The following is a 19942-nucleotide window of genomic DNA, read 5'->3' on the forward strand; positions in this document are numbered from 1 at the left end:
CCATGGGACCTGAAAAAGTCACGGCAGGCGGGGCGATCTTCCCCCGCCTCCAAGCGCTGGGTATCGACTATGTTTTCGTCAACTCCGGCACGGATTTCCCCCCCATCATCGAAGGACTGGCCCAAGCCGCCCAGACCGATCATCCCCTGCCGCAGGCGGTTGTCGTCCCCCATGAACATGCCGCCATGGGGATGGCGCATGGTTACTACCTGATGTCGGGCCGTGCGCAGGCGGTTTTGCTGCACACCAACGTCGGGCTGGCCAACGGGGCCATCGGCGCATTGAACGCGGCCTGCGACCATGTGCCGATGCTGCTGATGTCCGGGCGCACACCGGCGACGGAACAGGACCGCTTTGGCGCCCGCACCGTGCCTATCGGCTGGGGTCAGGAAATGCGTGACCAGACCGCGCTGGTCCGTGAAGCGTGCAAATGGGATTATGAACTGCGGTTCCCCGAACAGATCGCGCCCATGCTGGACCGCGGATTTGCCATCGCCAATTCGACACCCAAAGGTCCGGTCTACCTGAACCTGCCCCGCGAAGTGCTGTGCGAAGAAGTCCCCGCCGGCACCCTTGGTGCCGCACCCATGCTTGCGCCGGTCGCAATCGCCCCGGACGAAAACGCCATCACGGCTGCGGCGAACCTGCTGGCCGACGCCAAGCGCCCGCTGATCATCGCCCAGCGCGGCGCGGGCAACGCACGGACCTTTGCCGCCTTTGGTGATTTCGTCGCGCGCCACGGCATTGCGGTCAGCAGCTGGTGGGCGACGCATCTGGCGCTTGCCACCGACCATCCCTGCCACATCGGACAGGACCCCGGTGCCGCAATGGCCGATGCAGATGTCGTGATCGTTCTGGATTGTCTGGCCCCATGGTGGCCCGATAAACACAAACTGCACCCCGACGCCAAGGTCATCCACATCGGCCCCGATCCATTATTCAGCCGGACGCCGACGCGCGGCTTTCGGTGTGATCTGGCGATTGCGGGCGAAACGGACGTGACGCTTGGCCGCCTGATGCAGGCCACCGATCAGCACGGCACCGACCCCGGCCTTGCTGCCCGGCGACACCAAAGCGTCCGCGCACTGCACGACCGCTATTGCGCCGATATGGACCACCTGACCGCACCCCGGCCTGACGGTGCCCTGACCAAGGCGCGGGTCAGCCAACTGCTGGGATCGGCGCTTGCCGGGACGCCCTCGACAGTCTTTTCGGAACTGGGGACGATGCTTGGCCCATTGCCGCGCCAAGACCACCAATCATGGTTTCAGGAACCACATTCCGGCGGCTTGGGCTGGTCGTTTCCCGCCGCGATGGGGGCCAAACTTGCCAGCCCCGACCGCACCATCATCGCCACCATGGGCGACGGGTCGTATATGTTCGCCAACCCGACCGCCTGCCACCAAATCGCCGAGGCCCTGGGTCTCGCCATCGTGATTATCGTGCTGAACAATGCCGAATGGGGGGCCGTCCGGCAATCTGTCAAAGGGATGTATCCAAACGGCAGCGCGGCGCGGGCCAATACCATGCCACTGACCGATCTTGCCCCGTCCCCGGACTTTACCAAGACAGCGCAGGCAAGCCGCGCCTGGGCGGTTTGCGTATCCGACGAAACCGGCCTGATCACCGCATTGACCGACGCCCTTGCGCAGACCACGGCGGGGCGGGTGGCCCTGATCGAAGCCCGAATTTTGCCGGACTGATGTGTACGTACGCTGGATGTACAGGGTCTGTACGCGGTCTTGCAGTTAATTTACCGCGACCCGCCCGGCGGTTCAGCTGGCCGACCGCTGCGCCCGCCCGATGGACGCATAGGCCTTGAACCCGGCTTTCAGCACGTCGTCAGGCGAATAAATATTGCGCAAGTCAGCCATCAGCGGCGTTCGCATACTGCCTGCCAAACGCGTCAGATCAAGCGCACGGAATTCATTCCACGCCGTCAGCAGAACCAACAAATCCGCCCCCTCCGCCGCGTCATATGCATTTGCAACCCACGTCACACCCGGCAATAGCGCCTCGCCCTCGGCTTTGCCATGCGGGTCCGTTACCCGCACAGTCGCGCCGCCGCCAAGCAATGCAGGCACAATCGTCAGCGCCGGGGATTCGCGCATGTCGTCGGTATTGGGTTTGAATGTGGCACCCAGAACCGCCACCGTCTTGCCGGCAAAGCTGTCGTCGCAAAGATCACGCAGCTTTTCAATCATCCGCCGTTTGATTTGCTCATTCACCTCGATCACGGTTTCCACGATCCGCATGGGCACGCCATGCTCTTGCCCGATACGGGCCAAAGCCTTGGTATCTTTGGGAAAACAGGACCCGCCAAAACCCGGGCCTGCGTGCAGAAACTTGTTCCCGATCCGACCGTCATAGCCAATACCCTTTGCCACCTCTTTGACATCCGCGCCGGTCCGTTCGCACAGGGAGGCGATTTCGTTGATAAAGGTGACCTTGGTCGCCAGAAATGCGTTGGCGGCGTATTTGATCATTTCTGCGCTTTCGAGATCGGTCCTGACGATGGGAAAATCACGCAAGAAAAGCGGGCGGTAGATGGCTGCCATCACAGCCGCCGCGCGGTCGGTTTGAACACCGACAATAATGCGGTCCGGGCGCATGAAATCATCAATGGCAGCACCTTCGCGCAGGAATTCCGGGTTGGATGCCACGTCAAAGTCCAAATTTGGATTGGCCGCTTTGATCACCTCGGCCACCTTGCGATTGGTGCCGACGGGAACGGTTGATTTCGTAACGACGACAACATAGTCAGTGGCCGCCCGCGCGATTTCTTGCGCCGCAGCAAGCACATAAGACACGTCCGCGTGGCCATCACCACGGCGGGTCGGCGTCCCAACCGCTATAAAAACAGCCTCGGCCCCAGCGATGGCAGTCGGCAGATCACGGGTAAAGGTCAGACGCCCCGCGGCCGTGTTACGGGCCAGAAGCTCATCAAGGCCCGGCTCAAAAATCGGGATATCGCCGCGTTCGAGCATATCAATCTTGCGCTGATCCTTGTCCACGCAAACGATATCGTGGCCAAAATCAGCAAAACATACCCCCGACACAAGCCCGACATATCCAGTTCCGATAACCGCGATTTTCATGATATTTCCTTGGCTATGATACCCAAGCCTTGTGCCATGTTGGACCGGTCAGGCAAAGGGGGTCAGAATTACGTTTGCATCCGGCCAAGATGCGGCAGGGGCGCGCCCGGCATTGCCTAGCTATTGTCACCACCATCACGACTAAGCAGGTCAAACTTGCGCAATTTGACATAAAGCGACTGCCGCGAAAGGCCCAGCATCTCGGCTGCGGCGACACGGTTGTTCATCGTCAGCTTGACCGCCGTTTCGATACACATTTTTTCGACCACATCGGTCGTTTCGGCGACAATGTCCTTTAGCGTTGCACTGCCGACAAGTTCGACAACAGAACGCATGTTTTCGTCGCTTGTCGGGCTAACCGTCGTGCGGCTGGCATCGGCATGGCTGGCATCGCGCATCACAAAGGCAAAAACCGCGTGAAGACCCGCATGAAGCTTTGTCACCGATATTTCAACCGCACGTGGGCTGCCATATTCGCCAGCGATCTTGGTGGCGTACATGCGCATCCGCCCGGCGCGGGTTGCGTTGTCGATCATCACCTTCAGGTCGATGCTACCGCGCTGCAGATAGTCCGCAAGATTACGCCCGCGCAGGTTAATGTCATGCGCAATATCAATCAATTCAAGGAACGAATCATTGGCCGACAAAAGATCGCCGGCGTCCGACGCAAAGACAATCGCATCAGGGCTGCTGAGGTAGAAATCATGCGTGGTGCGTGTGAGATCATCGGGTTTTGCATCACTGTCGCCCGTGCGCGCAAGCCGACACAGCAATATCCGTTCACCCGCCGCCCGAAACAAGGTCGGCATGATATTCACAGCATGACCGCTGCCGCGGAGTTCACTTTTTGTAGCACTGTTTTTGGCGCAAATCGCCTGTGCCGCGAGGCCATCAACCAGATCACCACGCCTTCGCCCGTCAAAGCAGCTCGCAAATGGGTGGCCGACAAGGCTTTCGCGCGGCTGGTCAAGCAAGGATACCGCCGCTGGATTCGCTTCTGTTATTTCACCGGTTTGGACCGACACGAACATGACCGCCTCGGATGTGCTTTCCATCAGAACCCGAAACCGCGTGTCATATTCACGCTGCATTTCATAGTCGCGTTCAAGCGCCAATTGCGCTTTGACCAATTGCTGCTGCATCTCAGCGATGGGGCGCAGGTCGCGCCCCAGCAACAGGATCGCGCCATCTGGCCCGATGCGGTGGAAGCTATAGCGCACAGGGAATTCCCAGCATCCGACTTCATCGGAATGGTTCAGCTCGACGGGGCGGACACTGGCTTGACCGGACAAAAATGCGGCCAGCCTGCTTTCAAACTTTGGGACGCTTTCAATTGTCAGCGCGCTGCGGATATCCTTGTTTTCCCAATGCTCCAGCTTGCGAAACGTCTCGTGGGCGGGGTTGGCAAGAACCGACAAAACGGTCCCGCTATCCGAAATGACGATGCTAAGGTCGGCCACCTCAGAAATGATATCGCCCAGAATCTCGGGTGCGATAAGGGGAATAGCGCCGCTATTCCAATATTTCGTCCCGCGCGACGTCATCGCAAGGGTGCCCCAGATGGTCCCGTTCCCACTATTTAAGCCCTGCGCATCATAGTCGCGTCATCACGCGAATGTGTTCCCAGACCACAAAGTCGTATGGCCTCGGCTGATTGTGTAGTCGCATAGTCGGCGCCCGTAAACGCGATAATGCTCTGGTCAGTTTCGACGGCGAGCAGCGACCCGCCAATAACGACCGGAGGTGATTGATCTGTTGCCGTCTTCACAACACCAACCAGCCGCCGCAGTGCTTCCCACGTTTCGCAAGGCGCGGCGGATATGAATACCGCATGAAATTTGGTCCGCTGCATCCGGCAGGTCACATCTTCGGGGTTGGCTCCCAACACGACCCGCACCGAAAATCCTTTGCGGCGCAATTGCCCCGCAAGAACCATTGCGCCCAGCGTGTGATGCACATCGTGCGGCACGACCAACATGATCGACGGTGCGCCTGCGTCAGCAGAGCTGTCACCAGCCCAGCTTGGGCCGAGATCACGCAGCATGGCCTGAAGGCGCGATACGCCGATGGTGACGCTGGCAAATCCCAGCGCGTCCCGGGACCATGCGTCGCCCATGCGCCGCGCAAGTTCCGGAATATAGAAATCGGCAATATCCTCGGGGCAGGTTCCGGCCGACACCGCCTCGCGAATGGCAACCGCGCATGCCGCGGATTGCGCGCTGAGCGCTGCGTCGTGCAGCTTTTTCATGATGTCAGGGTCAAGACGACACCGGGCACCGTCCGCCAATGCGACGGCAACTGGCGCTGCTGATCTGACGATCTGGCACATAGGCGCATCCAATTGCGCCCAGACCTCTATGCTCCGGCGGTCGGCCATCCACGCACCCTTTGGCTGAATCTGCGTATTTGGGCTGCAATTGCAGCAATATCTCACATTGTCCTTTGCGACAGAATAAATGTCAAAGAAAATTGACACATTGATCGCCATAGGCCTCCAGTTTTACATTAGTACACTGTAAAATAAGCATAATTTTGCGTATTTGGACCTGTTGGCCGCTGGCAGATTTAGCGCACACCAATGTGTAAGTTAAAGTTGACACATGCCTATATTGCCCCCTAGTCTTAACCCACACGACTGTCAGAGGGCGTTTTCATGTCTGTCACAAGCACTGATACAGCAATGCCGCAAATACGCGGTCGCGCGCGCGCCAAGCGGCTTTACACGGATGCGGAACGGGCGCGTCGTGACGGCACGAAATGGACCCTTGTTCAGGGTATCCTTGCCCCAATTCAGTTTCTTGTCTTTTTGGTCTCCCTGACCCTCGTCGTCAGATACCTTCTGACGGGGGCCGGGTACGAGGCCGCGACCATATCAATCGTGATCAAAACCGCCGTGCTGATGTTGATCATGGTCACCGGTGCCATCTGGGAAAAAATTGTATTTGGGCAGTATCTCTTTGCCCCCGCCTTCTTTTGGGAAGACGTGTTCAGTTTCGTCGTTATCGCCTTGCATACTTGGTATATGATCGCGCTTTTCACTGGTCAGTTGCCAGCGCAAAGCATGATGTATCTGGCGCTTGCCGCCTATGCGGCCTACGTCATTAACGCGGGGCAATTCCTGTGGAAACTGCGCATGGCGCGCCTTGATGCAGAGGCCCGCGCATGAACGCCCCGATGCCCCCCGCAAATGGCGGTTGCCGCACGGCCCCGGTTCTAAAGGAACGCGGCCAACGCGAGGTGTTTTGCGGCCTCACCGGAATCATCTGGCTGCATCGCAAAATGCAGGACGCGTTCTTTCTTGTTGTTGGTTCACGGACCTGCGCGCACCTGCTGCAGTCTGCCGCCGGCGTGATGATCTTTGCAGAGCCACGATTCGGGACGGCGATTCTTGAAGAAACGGATTTGGCGGGCTTGGCCGACGCACATCACGAACTGGACCGCGAAGTGGCCCGGCTGTTGGCGCGCCGCCCGGATATCCGGCAATTGTTCCTTGTGGGGTCCTGCCCGTCCGAAGTAATCAAGATTGATCTATCTCGCGCCGCCGAACGTCTGAGCCAAATTCACGCGCCCCATGTCCGCGTGTTGAACTATTCCGGCTCCGGGATCGAAACGACATTTACCCAAGGCGAAGACGCCTGTCTTGCGTCGATGGTGCCGGTGTTGAAAGACACCACTGCCCGCGAATTGCTGCTGGTCGGCGCGCTGCCGGACGTGGTCGAGGATCAGATGGTGGATCTGTTGACGCAGATGGGCATTGGACCGATCCGTCTGCTGCCAGCCCGCCGGATTGATGACACGACCGCCGTCGGTGCCAATACCGTCTTTGCGCTGACGCAGCCGTTCCTTGGCGACACCCATGCCGCGCTGGGGCGTCGCGGTGCCCGCCATATCGCGGCACCCTTCCCGTTCGGTGAAGAAGGCACAACCGCGTGGCTGCGCGCTGTCGCGACTGCGTTCGGCGTGTCTGAGGCAAAGTTTGACGAGGTGACCGCCGCCCCCCGCGCCCGCGCCCGCAAGGCGATTGCGCAGGCGTCCGAAGTGCTGCGCGGCAAGTCGGTGTTTTTCTTTCCTGATAGCCAGCTGGAAATCCCGCTTGCCCGGTTCCTGACGCGCGAATGTGGGATGACCGCGATTGAGGTTGGCAGCCCGTATATTCACGATGCATTGCATGGTCCTGACCTTGATCTGCTGCCCGCTGGCCCGCAAATTTCCGAAGGCCAGGATGTGGACAAGCAGTTGGCCCGCGCCCGTGCTGCACGGCCCGACCTGACGGTCTGCGGGCTGGGACTGGCTAATCCATTGGAGGCCGAAGGGCTGTCCACCAAATGGGCGATCGAACTGGTCTTTACCCCTGTGCATTTCTACGAACAGGCGGGCGATCTGGCCGGTCTGTTTTCGCGCCCGCTACGCCGCAAGTCGGTGCTGCGGCTGGAGGCAGCCGAATGAAGCTGACGGTCTGGACATACGAGGGCCCGCCGCACGTCGGCGCGATGCGTGTCGCGACGGCGATGAAGGGTCTGCACTACGTCCTGCACGCCCCGCAGGGCGACACATATGCGGACCTGCTGTTCACGATGATCGAGCGGCGCAGCAAGCGCCCGCCGGTAACCTACACAACCTTTCAGGCCCGCGATCTGGGGTCGGATACCGCGACACTCTTCAAGACATCGTGTCAGAACGCGGTAGACCGCTTTAACCCGCAGGCCATCATCGTCGGTGCGTCATGCACAGCCGAGCTGATTCAGGACGATCCGGCCGGTCTGGCTGAAACCATGGGCCTGTCTATCCCTGTGATCCCATTGGAATTACCCAGCTATCAGCGCAAGGAAAACTTTGGCGCGGATGAGACGTTCTATCAGATCGTCAAACATCTGGCGAAACCGCAGGACCGCACCAGCCGTGTGACGTGCAACATTCTGGGTCCAACCGCGCTTGGCTTTCGCCATCGTGACGATGTGGAAGAAATCACCGGCCTGTTGTCGGACCTTGGTGTGAATGTGAATGTGGTCGCCCCGTTGGGTGCGACGCCCGCTGATATCGCCCAACTACCGGCTGCGCATTTCAACGTGCTGCTGTCACCGGAAACGGGCGAGGCTGCGGCGCGCTGGCTGGAAAAGAACCACGACCAGCCCTTTACAAGGATCGTGCCAATCGGCGTCGGCGCCACCCGCGATTTCATCGCAGAAGTGGGCAGCATCATCGGCAAGCCCGTGTTGATCGACGAAAGCCGCCTGCGGATGCCGTGGTGGTCGCGGTCGGTGGACAGCACATATTTGACCGGCAAGCGCGTGTTCATCTTTGGCGATGGCACGCATGTCGCCGCACACGCCCGCATCGCCCGCGATGAAATGGGTTTCGAAGTGGTCGGCATGGGCTGTTACAACCGCGAAATGGCGCGCCCGATCCGGGCGTTGGCCAAGGACTATGGTGTCGAGGCGCTGATCACGGATGACTATCTTGAGGTTGAGCAGGCGATTGAAACCCTAGCACCCGAGATGATCCTTGGCACGCAGATGGAACGCCATATTGGCAAGCGGCTGGGTATACCCTGTGCCGTGATTTCGGCCCCTGTGCATGTACAGGACTATCCCGCGCGGTACTCGCCTCAGGTAGGGTTTGAAGGCGCGAATGTTATTTTCGACACGCTGATCCATCCGCTTGTGATGGGCTTGGAGGAACATTTGCTGACGATGTTCCGCGATGATTTCGAATTCCACGATGCAGCAGGCCCGAGCCATCATGGTGGCCATGCCCAAATTTCCAGCAATTTGGGCGCCTCCGGCGGGGATATTTCCACTCAAAAGAAGTGGGACGTTGCGCCCGCTTTGGACAATGTCGTGTGGCTGTCGGATGCCGAAAAAGAATTAAAGAAAATTCCGTTCTTCGTACGTGGGAAGGCGCGAAGAAACACCGAAACCTATGCGGCAGAGAAAGGTCTTAGCCAGATCAGCCTCGATACGCTTTATGAGGCAAAGGCCCATTATGCGCGATAACGTTGACATGCATGTGTTCCGCTTTGTGATTGTCACGCTGGACAGTCACACCGCAGGTCCGGCCTGCCGGGTGCGTGACCGGCTGGTTGCTGATTTCCCCGGGCTTGAGATTTCGATTCATGCTGCCGCCGAATGGGGCGAAAACCCTGCCGCATTGGCAGATGCGAAACAGTCGATCGCGCAGGCGAATATCGTTGTCGCAAACCTGTTGTTCCTAGAAGAGCACACCGCCGCGATCATGCCTGATCTGCTGGCCCGCCGCGATGCGTGCGATGCGATGATCAACGTCATCGCTGACAGCAGTATCGTGAAGCTGACCAAGATGGGTGACCTGGATATGTCCAAGCCCGCAAGCGGTGCCATGGCATTGCTGAAAAAGCTGCGGCCACAACAATCAAAAGAAGGCAAATCCGGCAAGAGCCAGATGAAGACCCTGCGCCGTCTGCCAAAGATTCTGCGCCTGATCCCCGGCAAAAGTCAGGACCTGCGCAACTGGTTCCTGTCCATGCAATATTGGCTGGGCGGGTCGGATGAAAACATCGAACAGATGATCCGGATGCTGGTCTCGCGGTATGCCGTTGGCCAGACATGGACGCCCGTCAAGGCAAAGCCCCCGATTGAATACCCGGAGGTGGGCGTCTACCACCCCGACCTGCCCGGTCATCACATCAGCACCGATGCTGCCGATCTGCCGCGGCCTGCGGGTGCTGTCGCGACCGTTGGCCTGTTGATGCTGCGGTCCTATATCCTTGCGTCCGACAAGGCACATTATGACGCCGTGATCAGGTCGTTTGAGCAAAAAGGCATGGCTGTTGTCCCTGCCTTTGCCGGTGGTCTGGATGGCAGCCCGGCAATCTCGCAGTACTTTCAGGGCAAGGTCGACGCGATGGTATCGCTGACCGGGTTCTCGCTGGTTGGTGGCCCCGCATATAATGACAGCGATGCGGCTGTGGCGCTTTTGACCAAGTTGAATGTCCCCTATATCGCGGCCCAACCGTTGGAGTTTCAAACGCTGGGCCAATGGGCCGACAGCCCGCAGGGACTTGGGCCGATTGAAACGACGATGCTGGTGGCCCTGCCCGAGATTGACGGCGCCACCAACCCGACCGTCTTTGCGGGCCGCCACGGCGCGAACGGCTGCACCGGCTGTGCACATGCCTGCGCCGGCCTGACCGAATACAAGGCGATGGCCCCTTGTTTTGAGCGGATCACCAGCCTCACCGAAAAGACGTTGCGGCTGGCCACGCTGCGCCGCAAAGCCAATGCCGATAAAAAAGTCGGCGTGGTCCTGTTTGGCTTTCCACCAAACGCAGGTGCCGTTGGAACCGCCGCATATCTGAGCGTTTTTGAGAGCCTGTTCAACACGCTGACCCGGATGAAGTCCGAAGGGTACTGCGTTGAGGCTCCAGAATCCGTCGATCATTTGCGCGCCTGCATCCTCAAAGGCAACGCCGCACAATACGGGCAAGAGGCGAATGTCGCCGCCCACGTCGATGCCGACACCATCGTGCGGACAACGCCGCAGCTCAAGGCGATCGAGGCCGTTTGGGGACCCGCACCCGGCAAGGTGCAGTCAGATGGACGTGGCGTCTTTGTCTTGGGCCATCATTTCGGCAATGTCTTTGTCGGCGTACAGCCCACATTCGGCTATGAAGGCGACCCGATGCGCCTGTTGTTCGAACGTGGCTTTGCCCCGACCCATGCGTTCGTCACCTTCTACTTGTGGCTGCGCAACACGTTTTCGGCTGATGCAATCCTGCATTTTGGGATGCATGGCGCGTTGGAATTCATGCCGGGCAAGCAGGCCGGCTTGGGGGCGCATGACTGGCCTGACCGGTTGATTGGGGAAATGCCCAACATTTATCTGTATGCAGCCAATAATCCGTCCGAGGCATCCCTGGCCAAGCGCCGTTCGAACGCAATCATCATTACCCATCTGACGCCCCCTTTGACGACAGCGGGCCTGTACAAAGGGCTGGCTGACCTGAAGGATAGCCTGACACGCTGGCGCGCGCTGGCGACGGATGACAATCAGCGGGCCGATCTGGAACAATTGATCCGTGATCAGGCCAATGCAGTTGATATGAACGCCCGCGATATCGACAAGCTGTGGCTGACTCTGCTGGAAACCGAAGGGTCGCTGATCACCGAAGGGCTGCATATCGTTGGCAAACCGTTGTCGGATGCCGCCCGCAACGAGATGATCCGCCTGATGCCAAAGGGTGAAGCCGTTGATCGCGCGGCAGAATTGCTTAAAAAGGACCACGAACTGCCCGCGTTGATGCGTGCACTATCGGCCAACTATATCGCGCCCGTGCCCGGTGGTGACCTGATCCGGTCGCCGCAAATTGTGCCAACAGGCCGCAATATTCATGCCTTTGATCCATTCCGCATGCCAACTGCATTCGCGATTATTGAAGGCAAGAAGCAAGCCGATCTTTTGCTTGAGACGCATCCGGGTTTGCCGCGCACCGTGGCGCTGGTCTTGTGGGGGTCGGACAACATAAAATCAGATGGCGGCCCGATCGGGCAGGCACTGGCGTTGATGGGTGCTGTGCCCCGGTTTGATAATTTCGGTCGTTTGTCCGGTGCGGACCTAGTGCCACTGGACACGCTGGGCCGCCCGCGGATTGACGTCGTGATGACGCTGTCGGGCATCTTCCGCGATCTGCTGCCGTTGCAGACACGGATGCTGGCCGAGGCCGCGTTGAAATGCGCGCAGGCGGACGAGCCGCTTGAACGGAACTTTGTGCGCGCCCACGCGCTGGCCTATGCCCAAGAGATGGGCTGCGATCTGGAAACTGCGGCGCTGCGTGTCTTTTCGAACGCCGAGGGTGCTTATGGGTCCAACGTCAATCAGTTGGTCGATAGTTCGGCCTTTGGCGATGAAGACGAACTGGCCGACGCCTATGAGGCGCGCAAGTCGTTTGCGTATGGGGTCAACGGTCAGGCATCGCAGAACCCGGTATTGCTGCAAAAGGCACTGAAAGACGTTGATTTGGCCTATCAGAATTTAGAATCCGTCGAGTTGGGCGTCACAACCGTGGACCATTATTTTGATACGCTTGGTGGGATTTCGCGGGCGGTCAAGCGGGCCAAGGGTGGCGTCAGCGCGCCGGTTTACATTGGCGACCAGACACGCGGTGCCGCCAAGGTGCGCACCCTCCAAGATCAAGTGGCCTTGGAAACCCGCAGCCGCAGCCTGAACCCCAAGTTCTATGAAAGTTTGCTGACGCATGGTCACGAAGGTGTCCGCCAGATCGAAGCGCATATCACCAATACCATGGGTTGGTCCGCGACGACGGGCGAGGTGGAGCCTTGGGTTTATCAACGCCTGTCCGAGACATTCGTGCTGGACCAAGAGATGCGCGAGCGTCTGGCCGCATTGAACCCGCAAGCCTCGATGCGGATGGCGAACCGGCTGCTCGAGGCATCCGATCGCGCCTATTGGGCACCGGACACCGCGACATTGGCAGCCCTGCAAGACGCCGCAGATACCTTAGAGGATCGCATGGAGGGGATCGCAGCAGAATGACATTTTCCACAATGAATTCAACAGGAAGGAGGCTCTCATGAGCCCCAGAGACGAGATCCCGAACCTGCGCGGTTTGGATGGCGAAGGATCAGTGCAGGTCCATCAGGATGATGATTCTAAAATCGAGGGGGCCAAGGTCTTTGCGGTTTACGGCAAGGGCGGAATCGGGAAATCGACAACGTCCTCCAACCTGTCGGCGGCGTTTTCGATGCTGGGCAAGCGGGTGCTGCAGATTGGCTGCGATCCCAAGCATGACAGCACATTTACGCTGACCGGATCATTGGTGCCGACGGTGATTGATATCCTCAAGGAAGTGGATTTCCATTCCGAAGAATTGCGCCCCGAGGACTTTGTCTTTGAAGGCTTCAACGGCGTAAAGTGTGTAGAGGCCGGCGGCCCCCCTGCTGGCACGGGTTGCGGTGGTTATGTCGTTGGTCAGACTGTGAAATTGCTAAAACAGCATCACATGCTGGAAGACACCGACGTGGTGATTTTCGACGTGTTGGGCGACGTGGTTTGCGGCGGTTTTGCCGCCCCGCTACAGCACGCGGATCGGGCGTTGATTGTGACCGCGAATGACTTTGACAGTATCTATGCGATGAACCGGATTATTGCTGCGGTTCAAGCTAAATCAGCTAATTATAAGGTCAGGTTGGCGGGCTGCGTGGCAAATCGCAGCCGCGAGACGGATGAGGTTGACCGCTACTGCAAAACCGTGGGTTTCAACCGCATCGCGCATATGCCTGATCTGGACGCGATCCGCCGTAGCCGTTTGAAAAAGAAGACACTTTTCGAGATGCCCGACGACGAGGAAATCGTGCAGGTCCGCAAGGAATATATCCGTCTGGCCGAGACGCTTTGGAATGGGACAGAGCCGCTGGCCCCGGCGCCGCTGCCTGATCGTGAGATCTTTGAATTGCTGGGGTTCGACTGATGCACAACGCGTACAGACCCCGTACGGACCGCGTACGTACACCTACCCTGCGTGGGGGCCGTTTGGGATGACCAACTATGCCGCCACACGTGACCGGGTCGAACACTACTTTGACCGTTCCGCCACCAAGGTCTGGGAGCGGCTGACGTCAGACGCGCCGGTGTCGGGTATCCGTGCCACGGTGCGTGCGGGTCGCGACCGGATGCGGGCGCTGATGCTGGCCCAACTGCCCGATGATCTGCGCGGCGCGCGGATTTTGGATGCGGGTTGCGGCACCGGGGCGATGGCGGTGGAACTGGCCCGGCGCGGGGCAGATGTTGTCGCGGTCGATATCTCGCCTGCTTTGGTCGATATCGCACAAAAGCGGATGCCGACCGGCATGCCCGGTGCGATTGAATGGATCGCGGGTGACATGCTCGAGGCGACCAGTGGTCGGTTCGACCACGCGCTGGCGATGGATTCGTTGATCTATTACAGCGCGCCGGATATTGCCGCGCTGCTGGGCCGTGCCGTCATGCGGGTCGATGGCAAATTCATCTTTACCCTGCCGCCACGGACACCCGCGCTGATGGCGATGTGGCGTATTGGCAAGCTGTTTCCACGGGCCGACCGCAGCCCCGTCATGATCCCGCAATCCACCGCCGGTGTCGCCAATGCCCTGCGGACCGCAGGTGTCAAAGGCAACCTGCGCGAGGTCGATCGGATCAAGTCAGGTTTCTATTTTTCAAGCGCACTGGTGTTTGAGGGAGCGTCCAGATGATTTTCAAAGCGTCCGCCCTGAAAAAGCTATCGGTCAATCTGCTGCCGTTTGGCGAAGCGGTCAGCGATGATCTGCCGCTGGGGCAATTGTTACGGTTGTCGCTGTTTCAGGTTTCGGTGGGCATGGCATCGGTGATGTTGCTGGGCACGCTGAACCGGGTGATGATCGTGGAATTGAACATTGCCGCGATGCTGGTGGCGACAATGATCGCCATTCCGGTGCTGGTCGCGCCGTTCCGGGCGCTGGTCGGGTTTAAATCCGACAACTATAAATCCGCGATCGGCTGGAAGCGCATTCCCTATCTTTGGTTCGGCACAATGTGGCAGTTTGGCGGCTTGGCGATCATGCCGATGGCGCTGCTGGTGTTGTCGGGCGACCGGGCGCTGGATGTGGATTGGGCCGGGTATGTGGGTGCCGGTCTGGCGTTCCTGCTGACCGGCATTGGGATGCATATGACGCAGACTGCGGGGCTTGCTCTGGCGGCTGATCGCGCGACCGAGGAAACCCGGCCAAAGGTCGTTGCCCTGCTATATGTGATGCATCTGGTCGGCATGGCGTTTTCGGCGATTATCATTGGCGCCCTGCTGCGGGATTATTCTGCGCTGCGGCTGGTGCAGGTGGTGCAGGGCACCGCTGTGATCACGCTTTTGCTGAACCTGACCGCCCTGTGGAAGCAGGAAAGGGTCAGCCCGATGACCAAGGCCCAGCGCGCCGAAGCGGCCCCGACGTTCCGCGATGCCTGGACCGATCTGGCGCGCGGTGGAGATGCGGGCCGTCTGCTTGCGGTCGTGTTCATCGGAACGATGGCGTTCAATATGCAAGATGTGTTGCTGGAGCCATATGGCGGCGAAATTCTGGGCCTGTCCGTGTCGACGACGACCCTTTTGACGGCGATGTGGGCCGCCGGTGCATTGGTGGGGTTTGCCATGGCCGCCCGCTGGCTGGGGCAAAATGTTGATCCGTACCGGATGGCCGCACGCGGCATTCTGGCCGGGGTTGCCGCGTTTTGCGCGGTGATTTTCGCGGCACCAATCGGGTCGCCGGCCTTGTTCTATCTGGGGGCGATCCTGATCGGATTTGGGGGCGGACTGTTTGGCGTGTCCACGCTGACCGCCGCGATGACCATGCCGACGATGGGCAATGCCGGGCGCGGTCTCGCGCTTGGTGCGTGGGGGGCCGCGCAGGCCACCGGCGCCGGTCTTTCGATCTTTATCGGGGGCACGATCCGTGACCTTGTGAACCATGCCGCCGGGAGCGGTACCTTGGGAGAGGCGCTCGCCACGCCTGCCACCGGCTATTCGGTCGTTTATCACACTGAAATTGGCCTTCTTTTCATTACCCTTATTGTGCTTGGGCCGCTGGTGCGCGTCCGGGCCATGACAAGCGGGGGCTCTGCCAAGCTGGGATTGGCAGATTTCCCGACCTGACCACCGAAAGGATACCGCTATGGTTGGAAATACATTCTTTGGAAACTTTGATTTGGCGAGTGCTGCGATCTGGATGTTCTGGATCTTTTTCGCGGGCCTGATCTACTATCTTCAGACCGAGAACATGCGCGAGGGCTATCCGCTTGAGGATGAGGTGGGCAACGCCGCCCCGAACCAAGGGCCGTTCCCGGTGCCTGCCGACAAGACGTTTCATCTGCGCGATGGCCGGGGCGCGTTGACGGTGCCAAGTGGCCAGCGGGGCGACCGCGAAGATCTGGCCTTGGCGCAGTCATCGGTTGCTGCCGGATCGCCCTATGTGCCTACGGGTGATCCAATGCTGGACGGTGTCGGCCCGGCAAGCTGGGCCCCGCGCCGCGATGTCGCCGAACTGGATGCGCATGGCCATGCCAAGATCAAGCCGCTGTCGCTGCTGCCCGACTTTCATGTGTCAGCCGGGCGTGACCCGCGCGGCAAGCCGGTTGTCGGTGGCGACGGAGAGGTCGTGGGGCGGATCACCGACATGTGGGTCGATGTGCCGGAATCGATGGTCCGGTATCTGACCGTCGATCTGAACCCCGAAGGCAGCGGCAAGACCCGGCTGATCCCGATGACGATGGCCAGGATCGACAGTGACCGTGTGACGGTCCGCGCCCTGCACGCCCATAACTGGGAGGGGCTGCCAACCATCCGCAAGGCCGATGAGGTCACGCTGCTGGAAGAAGACAAGATCTGCGCCTACGTCGCCGGCGGCACGCTTTATGCTGATCCAAATGCGATGAACGCCTAAGCACCGTGGCCCCGGTTCGCCACCGGGGCCACCAGACACCAAAGGGGACCTGTCATGAGCCACGACGATTTCAAATTCGAACCCATCCGCGGCCTGCCAGAGCAGTTACCCGCCGATGAGCATATTCTTTGGCAGGGGTCGCCCGCGCCGCGACATCTGGCCCGCGAGGCGCTGAACCTGCGCTGGGTGGCTGGGTATTTCGGACTGCTTGCTGTGTGGCGGGTCGAGGTTTCGTCGGCTGACTTTTCGCTGGGCGTGTCGCTGATGCATGGGCTGCCGTTCGTGGTTGCGGGGCTGATCGCGTGCGGCATCCTTTATGGCATCGCCTATGTGCAGGCGCGGTCCACCGTTTACACATTGACCAACAAGCGGGTCGCGATGCGTATTGGTGCCGCGCTGACCATGACGCTGAACCTGCCGTACACATGGATTGGCACCGCCAAGCTGGACCTGAAGCCATCGGGCAACGGCACGCTGGCGTTCGAGCTGATCGGGGACACGCGGGTGTCGTATCTGATGACCTGGCCGCATGTGCGCCCTTGGTACATGTCGCGGACGCAGCCCGCGCTGCGCTGTATTCCCGACGCCACGACGGTCGCGCGCATTTTTGCTCAAGCCGCTGAAACGCGGATATCCGAACCCCGTGTAGAACGCATCACGGAACACGGCAGCAATGCCATAGCTGCGGAGTAACCGATATGTCCGACGTGCAGACACCGATCCGCCACCGTGACCGCGATATGGTCCCAAGGGCGCTTGTTCAGGGCATGTTCGGCCTGATGTTCGCCACGACCGCGCTGGTTGCCTTTGCAACATTCACCGACCGCCCGCATTTGGGTGTTCTGGTCGAGGCACCGATTGCGGCGTCGCTGCAGATTGTCATGACGGGGGACCGCGCAGGGATTTATCAGGTCCATGATCTGGCCGGGAACCAACTGGCCCTTTCAAGCGAAAACAAGGCCGGATTTATTGGTGTTATCGGGCGAACCTTTGACCGAGAGCGCCAGCTACGCGGCGTGACATCAGACGAACCCGTAACCGTCTTGCGCCGCGAAAACGGCCATATCGCGATTGTCGATGAAACCACCGGCATGTCAGTCGAGCTGATTGGCTATGGTGTTGATAACGTGGCAGCCTTTGCCCGGCTGCTGGACTGAAACCGCATTGGGTCAGCCACCCGTATGCCAGAGATGTGAAAGGGAACTCACATGGGACTATTTTTAAGAACGCAGGAAACCGCACCTTGCACGGTGACGATTTCCCATCGGTTTGAGGAACTGTCGGCACATGTCCGGTTGGACAACGGCGCAGTGATCTATCCCGGCGATACGGTGCAGGTGCAGGGCCCCGAAATTATGGCCGCCTTTGGTGAATTGATCGAAGAAAAGCGCATGGCGACGATCACGCGCGCATCAAAGCTGGAACAGCTATGGACCCGCGCGACGGGCGATTTCGAATTCATGGAACTGTGCGAATTTTCATTCAGCGAAGAGGTGATGTCATGAACATGCACTCATCCGAAGCCACGACCGCAGAAGAAGCGATCGCCGCGCAAGAGGCGCTGCCGCCGCTGACCAACGAAGCCGCGACCGCCGTTGCGATGCAGAACACCCTGCTGACGCCACGGTTCTATACCACTGATTTTGAAGAAATGGACGCGATTGATGTGACCCCGGTGCGTGCCGAATGGGACAAGCTGATTGCGGCCATGAAGGCCGACCCCAACAAGGGCCACTTTAAGAAGAACGAAGACTGGGATCACGTCGATTGGGACCGGATGGAGCCAAAGCTGAAGGCCGAGTTCATCGACTTTCTGATCTCAAGCTGTACGGCGGAATTTTCGGGCTGCGTGCTGTATAAAGAGATGAAGCGGCGCGGGTCGAACGAAGATATCACGACCCTGTTTCAGCTGATGGCCCGTGACGAGGCGCGGCACGCCGGGTTTATCAATGATGCCCTGCGCGAAGCCGGGATTGCGGTGAACCTTGGCTTTTTGACGCAAGCCAAGAAATACACCTATTTCCGGCCTAAATTCATCTATTACGCGACTTACCTGTCGGAAAAGATCGGGTATGCCCGTTACATCACGATTTACCGCCACCTTGAAGCGCACCCCGAAAAGCGGTTTCACCCGATTTTCAAATGGTTCCGCGAATGGTGCAACGATGAGTTTTCCCATGGCGAGGCCTTTGCCCTGCTGCTGAAAACCGATCCAAAGCTGACACAAAGCCGGATGAACAAGATGTGGATCAAGTTCTTTCTGACGGCGGTGTTTTCCACGATGTGGGTGCGCGACCATCAGCGGCCAGAATTTCACAAGGCACTGGGCGTCGATCCGGCGTGGTATGGCCAAGAGGTGTTCCGCAAGACATCCCAGATCACCAAACAGGTGTTCCCGATGACGCTGGACATTGATCATCCACGCTGGATTCCGACGCTGAACCGGATGCAGGACGCCAATGTGCAGATTGCGCTGGGCCGCAAGCAAGGCGGCGTTGGCGGCTGGCTGAAACGCATGGCGGGGTCGGCGAAGGCTGGTTTTGCCTTTGTGTCGCTGCTGACCATTCCGGCGGAAAAGAACGCCGTCCCGCAAAACCCCCGGCTGGAGCCCGCATACTGATGACTTCGCCTTGGATCGCATCGCTGTTGGCAATTTTCGTCTGGTGGTTTTCCACCGGGGCGATTTTGCTGGCGGTGCGCCGGGCAGATCGGGCAGGCACCCACCGGCTGACTGTGATCAAGGGCCTGCCATTGCTGATATTGGGTGGCGGGGCGGTTCTGGCGTCTTTGGCGAATGCCAGTGTGCTTGGGGTTTATCTGGGATTTTTCGGCGCGCTGGCCATCTGGGGCTGGATCGAACTGGCGTTTCTGGCAGGCGTCGTAACGGGGCCGATGCGCGACGAATGTTTGCCCGGATTGTCAGGCCGGGACAGGTTTTTCCGGGCATTTGCCACTGTGGCCTATCACGAATTGGTGTTGACGGTGGCCTTGCTGGGCTTGGTTTCGGTTTCAAATGGGGCGGCGAACCGCATGGCGATGGCGACCTATCTGGTGCTGTTTCTGGCCCGTATTTTTGCAAAGCTGAACCTGTTTTACGGCGTGCCGCGCATCAATACGGAATTTGTGCCCGCGCGGCTGGCGCATCTGAAATCATATTTCCGTCGGGGGCCGGTCACGCTGGCATTTCCGGCGGCGATTACCGCGTTGACCGCGCTGCTGGCCGTCTGCGCCGAGCGGCTGTGGTCGGCGGGATCGGACGAAACGATTGCGGGCTTTGCCCTGTTGACCGCATTGGCGGCGCTGGCCCTTTTGGAACACTGGCTGATGGTGGTGCCGCTGCCTGATGCGAAACTATGGCGTTGGATGTTGCCCGCGCCCAAAACGATGACCAAAGAAGAAAGATAAGCC

General features: G+C 59.5%; 17 protein-coding genes. 14 read left to right on the forward strand and 3 right to left on the reverse strand.

The window, feature by feature from the left end; translation table 11 throughout:
* The first annotated feature begins 2 nt into the window (after positions 1–2).
* Positions 3–1703, forward strand: a complete 1701-nt coding sequence (locus tag QZ196_RS05225; protein WP_296424625.1) for a thiamine pyrophosphate-requiring protein — start codon at positions 3–5, stop codon at positions 1701–1703.
* A gap of 72 nt (positions 1704–1775) precedes the next feature.
* Here QZ196_RS05225 and QZ196_RS05230 read toward each other — a convergent pair whose 3' ends face one another.
* From QZ196_RS05230 to QZ196_RS05240, 3 genes are all read right to left on the reverse strand, one after another.
* Entirely contained in the window at positions 1776–3098 is a 1323-nt protein-coding gene (locus QZ196_RS05230; RefSeq protein WP_296424627.1) for a UDP-glucose/GDP-mannose dehydrogenase family protein, read from the reverse strand.
* A gap of 116 nt (positions 3099–3214) precedes the next feature.
* Positions 3215–4642, reverse strand: coding sequence for a transcriptional regulator PpsR (ppsR, locus tag QZ196_RS05235; RefSeq protein ID WP_296424629.1), 1428 nt, complete (start codon positions 4640–4642; stop codon positions 3215–3217).
* Positions 4643–4677: 35 nt separating this feature from the next.
* Positions 4678–5475 (reverse strand): B12-binding domain-containing protein, encoded by a 798-nt coding sequence (locus tag QZ196_RS05240; protein WP_296424631.1) that lies wholly within the window; start codon positions 5473–5475, stop codon positions 4678–4680.
* A 276-nt stretch (positions 5476–5751) separates the two neighbouring features.
* On the opposite strand from QZ196_RS05240, the gene bchF reads away from it, so the two are divergent.
* From bchF to puhE, 13 genes are all read left to right on the forward strand, one after another.
* Positions 5752–6264, forward strand: a complete 513-nt coding sequence (gene bchF, locus QZ196_RS05245; RefSeq protein WP_296424633.1) for a 2-vinyl bacteriochlorophyllide hydratase — start codon at positions 5752–5754, stop codon at positions 6262–6264.
* Positions 6261–7544 carry a ferredoxin:protochlorophyllide reductase (ATP-dependent) subunit N gene (locus QZ196_RS05250; protein WP_296424634.1) on the forward strand — a complete coding sequence of 428 codons (1284 nt, stop codon included), beginning with the start codon at positions 6261–6263 and terminating at the stop codon, positions 7542–7544. The genes bchF and QZ196_RS05250 overlap by 4 nt, the downstream gene beginning before the upstream one ends.
* Positions 7541–9091, forward strand: coding sequence for a ferredoxin:protochlorophyllide reductase (ATP-dependent) subunit B (gene bchB, locus QZ196_RS05255; protein WP_296424636.1), 1551 nt, complete (start codon positions 7541–7543; stop codon positions 9089–9091). The genes QZ196_RS05250 and bchB overlap by 4 nt, the downstream gene beginning before the upstream one ends.
* Positions 9081–12626 carry a magnesium chelatase subunit H gene (locus QZ196_RS05260; RefSeq protein WP_296424638.1) on the forward strand — a complete coding sequence of 1182 codons (3546 nt, stop codon included), beginning with the start codon at positions 9081–9083 and terminating at the stop codon, positions 12624–12626. Before bchB ends, QZ196_RS05260 begins: the two co-directional genes overlap by 11 nt.
* 37 nt (positions 12627–12663) lie before the next feature.
* Positions 12664–13560 carry a ferredoxin:protochlorophyllide reductase (ATP-dependent) iron-sulfur ATP-binding protein gene (gene bchL, locus QZ196_RS05265; RefSeq protein ID WP_296424641.1) on the forward strand — a complete coding sequence of 299 codons (897 nt, stop codon included), beginning with the start codon at positions 12664–12666 and terminating at the stop codon, positions 13558–13560.
* Positions 13561–13627: 67 nt separating this feature from the next.
* Positions 13628–14320 carry a magnesium protoporphyrin IX methyltransferase gene (bchM, locus tag QZ196_RS05270; protein WP_296424644.1) on the forward strand — a complete coding sequence of 231 codons (693 nt, stop codon included), beginning with the start codon at positions 13628–13630 and terminating at the stop codon, positions 14318–14320.
* Positions 14317–15747: a PucC family protein gene (locus tag QZ196_RS05275; protein WP_296424646.1), complete on the forward strand. Its 1431-nt coding sequence runs from the start codon at positions 14317–14319 to the stop codon at positions 15745–15747. Before bchM ends, QZ196_RS05275 begins: the two co-directional genes overlap by 4 nt.
* A gap of 19 nt (positions 15748–15766) precedes the next feature.
* Positions 15767–16534, forward strand: coding sequence for a photosynthetic reaction center subunit H (gene puhA, locus QZ196_RS05280; protein WP_296424648.1), 768 nt, complete (start codon positions 15767–15769; stop codon positions 16532–16534).
* Between the two features lie 54 nt (positions 16535–16588).
* Positions 16589–17227, forward strand: coding sequence for a photosynthetic complex putative assembly protein PuhB (gene puhB / locus QZ196_RS05285; protein WP_296424650.1), 639 nt, complete (start codon positions 16589–16591; stop codon positions 17225–17227).
* A gap of 5 nt (positions 17228–17232) precedes the next feature.
* Positions 17233–17691, forward strand: coding sequence for a photosynthetic complex assembly protein PuhC (gene puhC, locus QZ196_RS05290; RefSeq protein WP_296424652.1), 459 nt, complete (start codon positions 17233–17235; stop codon positions 17689–17691).
* A 51-nt stretch (positions 17692–17742) separates the two neighbouring features.
* A complete protein-coding gene (locus QZ196_RS05295) occupies positions 17743–18039 on the forward strand; it encodes a hypothetical protein (RefSeq protein ID WP_296424655.1) in 297 nt (98 codons plus the stop codon).
* On the forward strand, positions 18036–19154 hold the full coding sequence (acsF, locus tag QZ196_RS05300) for a magnesium-protoporphyrin IX monomethyl ester (oxidative) cyclase (protein WP_296424656.1): 1119 nt from the start codon (positions 18036–18038) through the stop codon (positions 19152–19154). The genes QZ196_RS05295 and acsF overlap by 4 nt, the downstream gene beginning before the upstream one ends.
* Entirely contained in the window at positions 19154–19939 is a 786-nt protein-coding gene (gene puhE / locus QZ196_RS05305) for a putative photosynthetic complex assembly protein PuhE (protein WP_296424658.1), read from the forward strand. The genes acsF and puhE overlap by 1 nt, the downstream gene beginning before the upstream one ends.
* Positions 19940–19942 lie beyond the last annotated feature (3 nt).

This window comes from Yoonia sp., from assembly GCF_017854565.1.
Lineage (GTDB): Bacteria > Pseudomonadota > Alphaproteobacteria > Rhodobacterales > Rhodobacteraceae > Yoonia.

Bases quoted from the DNA above. Each gene is read 5' to 3' on its own strand.
- puhB (WP_296424650.1), top strand. From the start codon at position 16,589: ATGAGCCACGACGATTTCAAATTCGAACCCATCCGCGGCCTGCCAGAG.
- bchL (WP_296424641.1), top strand. From the start codon at position 12,664: ATGAGCCCCAGAGACGAGATCCCGAACCTGCGCGGTTTGGATGGCGAA.
- ppsR (WP_296424629.1), bottom strand. From the start codon at position 4,642: ATGACGTCGCGCGGGACGAAATATTGGAATAGCGGCGCTATTCCCCTT.
- puhE (WP_296424658.1), top strand. From the start codon at position 19,154: ATGACTTCGCCTTGGATCGCATCGCTGTTGGCAATTTTCGTCTGGTGG.
- bchB (WP_296424636.1), top strand. From the start codon at position 7,541: ATGAAGCTGACGGTCTGGACATACGAGGGCCCGCCGCACGTCGGCGCG.
- bchM (WP_296424644.1), top strand. From the start codon at position 13,628: ATGACCAACTATGCCGCCACACGTGACCGGGTCGAACACTACTTTGAC.
- bchF (WP_296424633.1), top strand. From the start codon at position 5,752: ATGTCTGTCACAAGCACTGATACAGCAATGCCGCAAATACGCGGTCGC.
- QZ196_RS05260 (WP_296424638.1), top strand. From the start codon at position 9,081: ATGCGCGATAACGTTGACATGCATGTGTTCCGCTTTGTGATTGTCACG.
- QZ196_RS05250 (WP_296424634.1), top strand. From the start codon at position 6,261: ATGAACGCCCCGATGCCCCCCGCAAATGGCGGTTGCCGCACGGCCCCG.
- puhA (WP_296424648.1), top strand. From the start codon at position 15,767: ATGGTTGGAAATACATTCTTTGGAAACTTTGATTTGGCGAGTGCTGCG.
- QZ196_RS05240 (WP_296424631.1), bottom strand. From the start codon at position 5,475: ATGGCCGACCGCCGGAGCATAGAGGTCTGGGCGCAATTGGATGCGCCT.
- puhC (WP_296424652.1), top strand. From the start codon at position 17,233: ATGTCCGACGTGCAGACACCGATCCGCCACCGTGACCGCGATATGGTC.
- acsF (WP_296424656.1), top strand. From the start codon at position 18,036: ATGAACATGCACTCATCCGAAGCCACGACCGCAGAAGAAGCGATCGCC.
- QZ196_RS05275 (WP_296424646.1), top strand. From the start codon at position 14,317: ATGATTTTCAAAGCGTCCGCCCTGAAAAAGCTATCGGTCAATCTGCTG.
- QZ196_RS05295 (WP_296424655.1), top strand. From the start codon at position 17,743: ATGGGACTATTTTTAAGAACGCAGGAAACCGCACCTTGCACGGTGACG.
- QZ196_RS05225 (WP_296424625.1), top strand. From the start codon at position 3: ATGGGACCTGAAAAAGTCACGGCAGGCGGGGCGATCTTCCCCCGCCTC.
- QZ196_RS05230 (WP_296424627.1), bottom strand. From the start codon at position 3,098: ATGAAAATCGCGGTTATCGGAACTGGATATGTCGGGCTTGTGTCGGGG.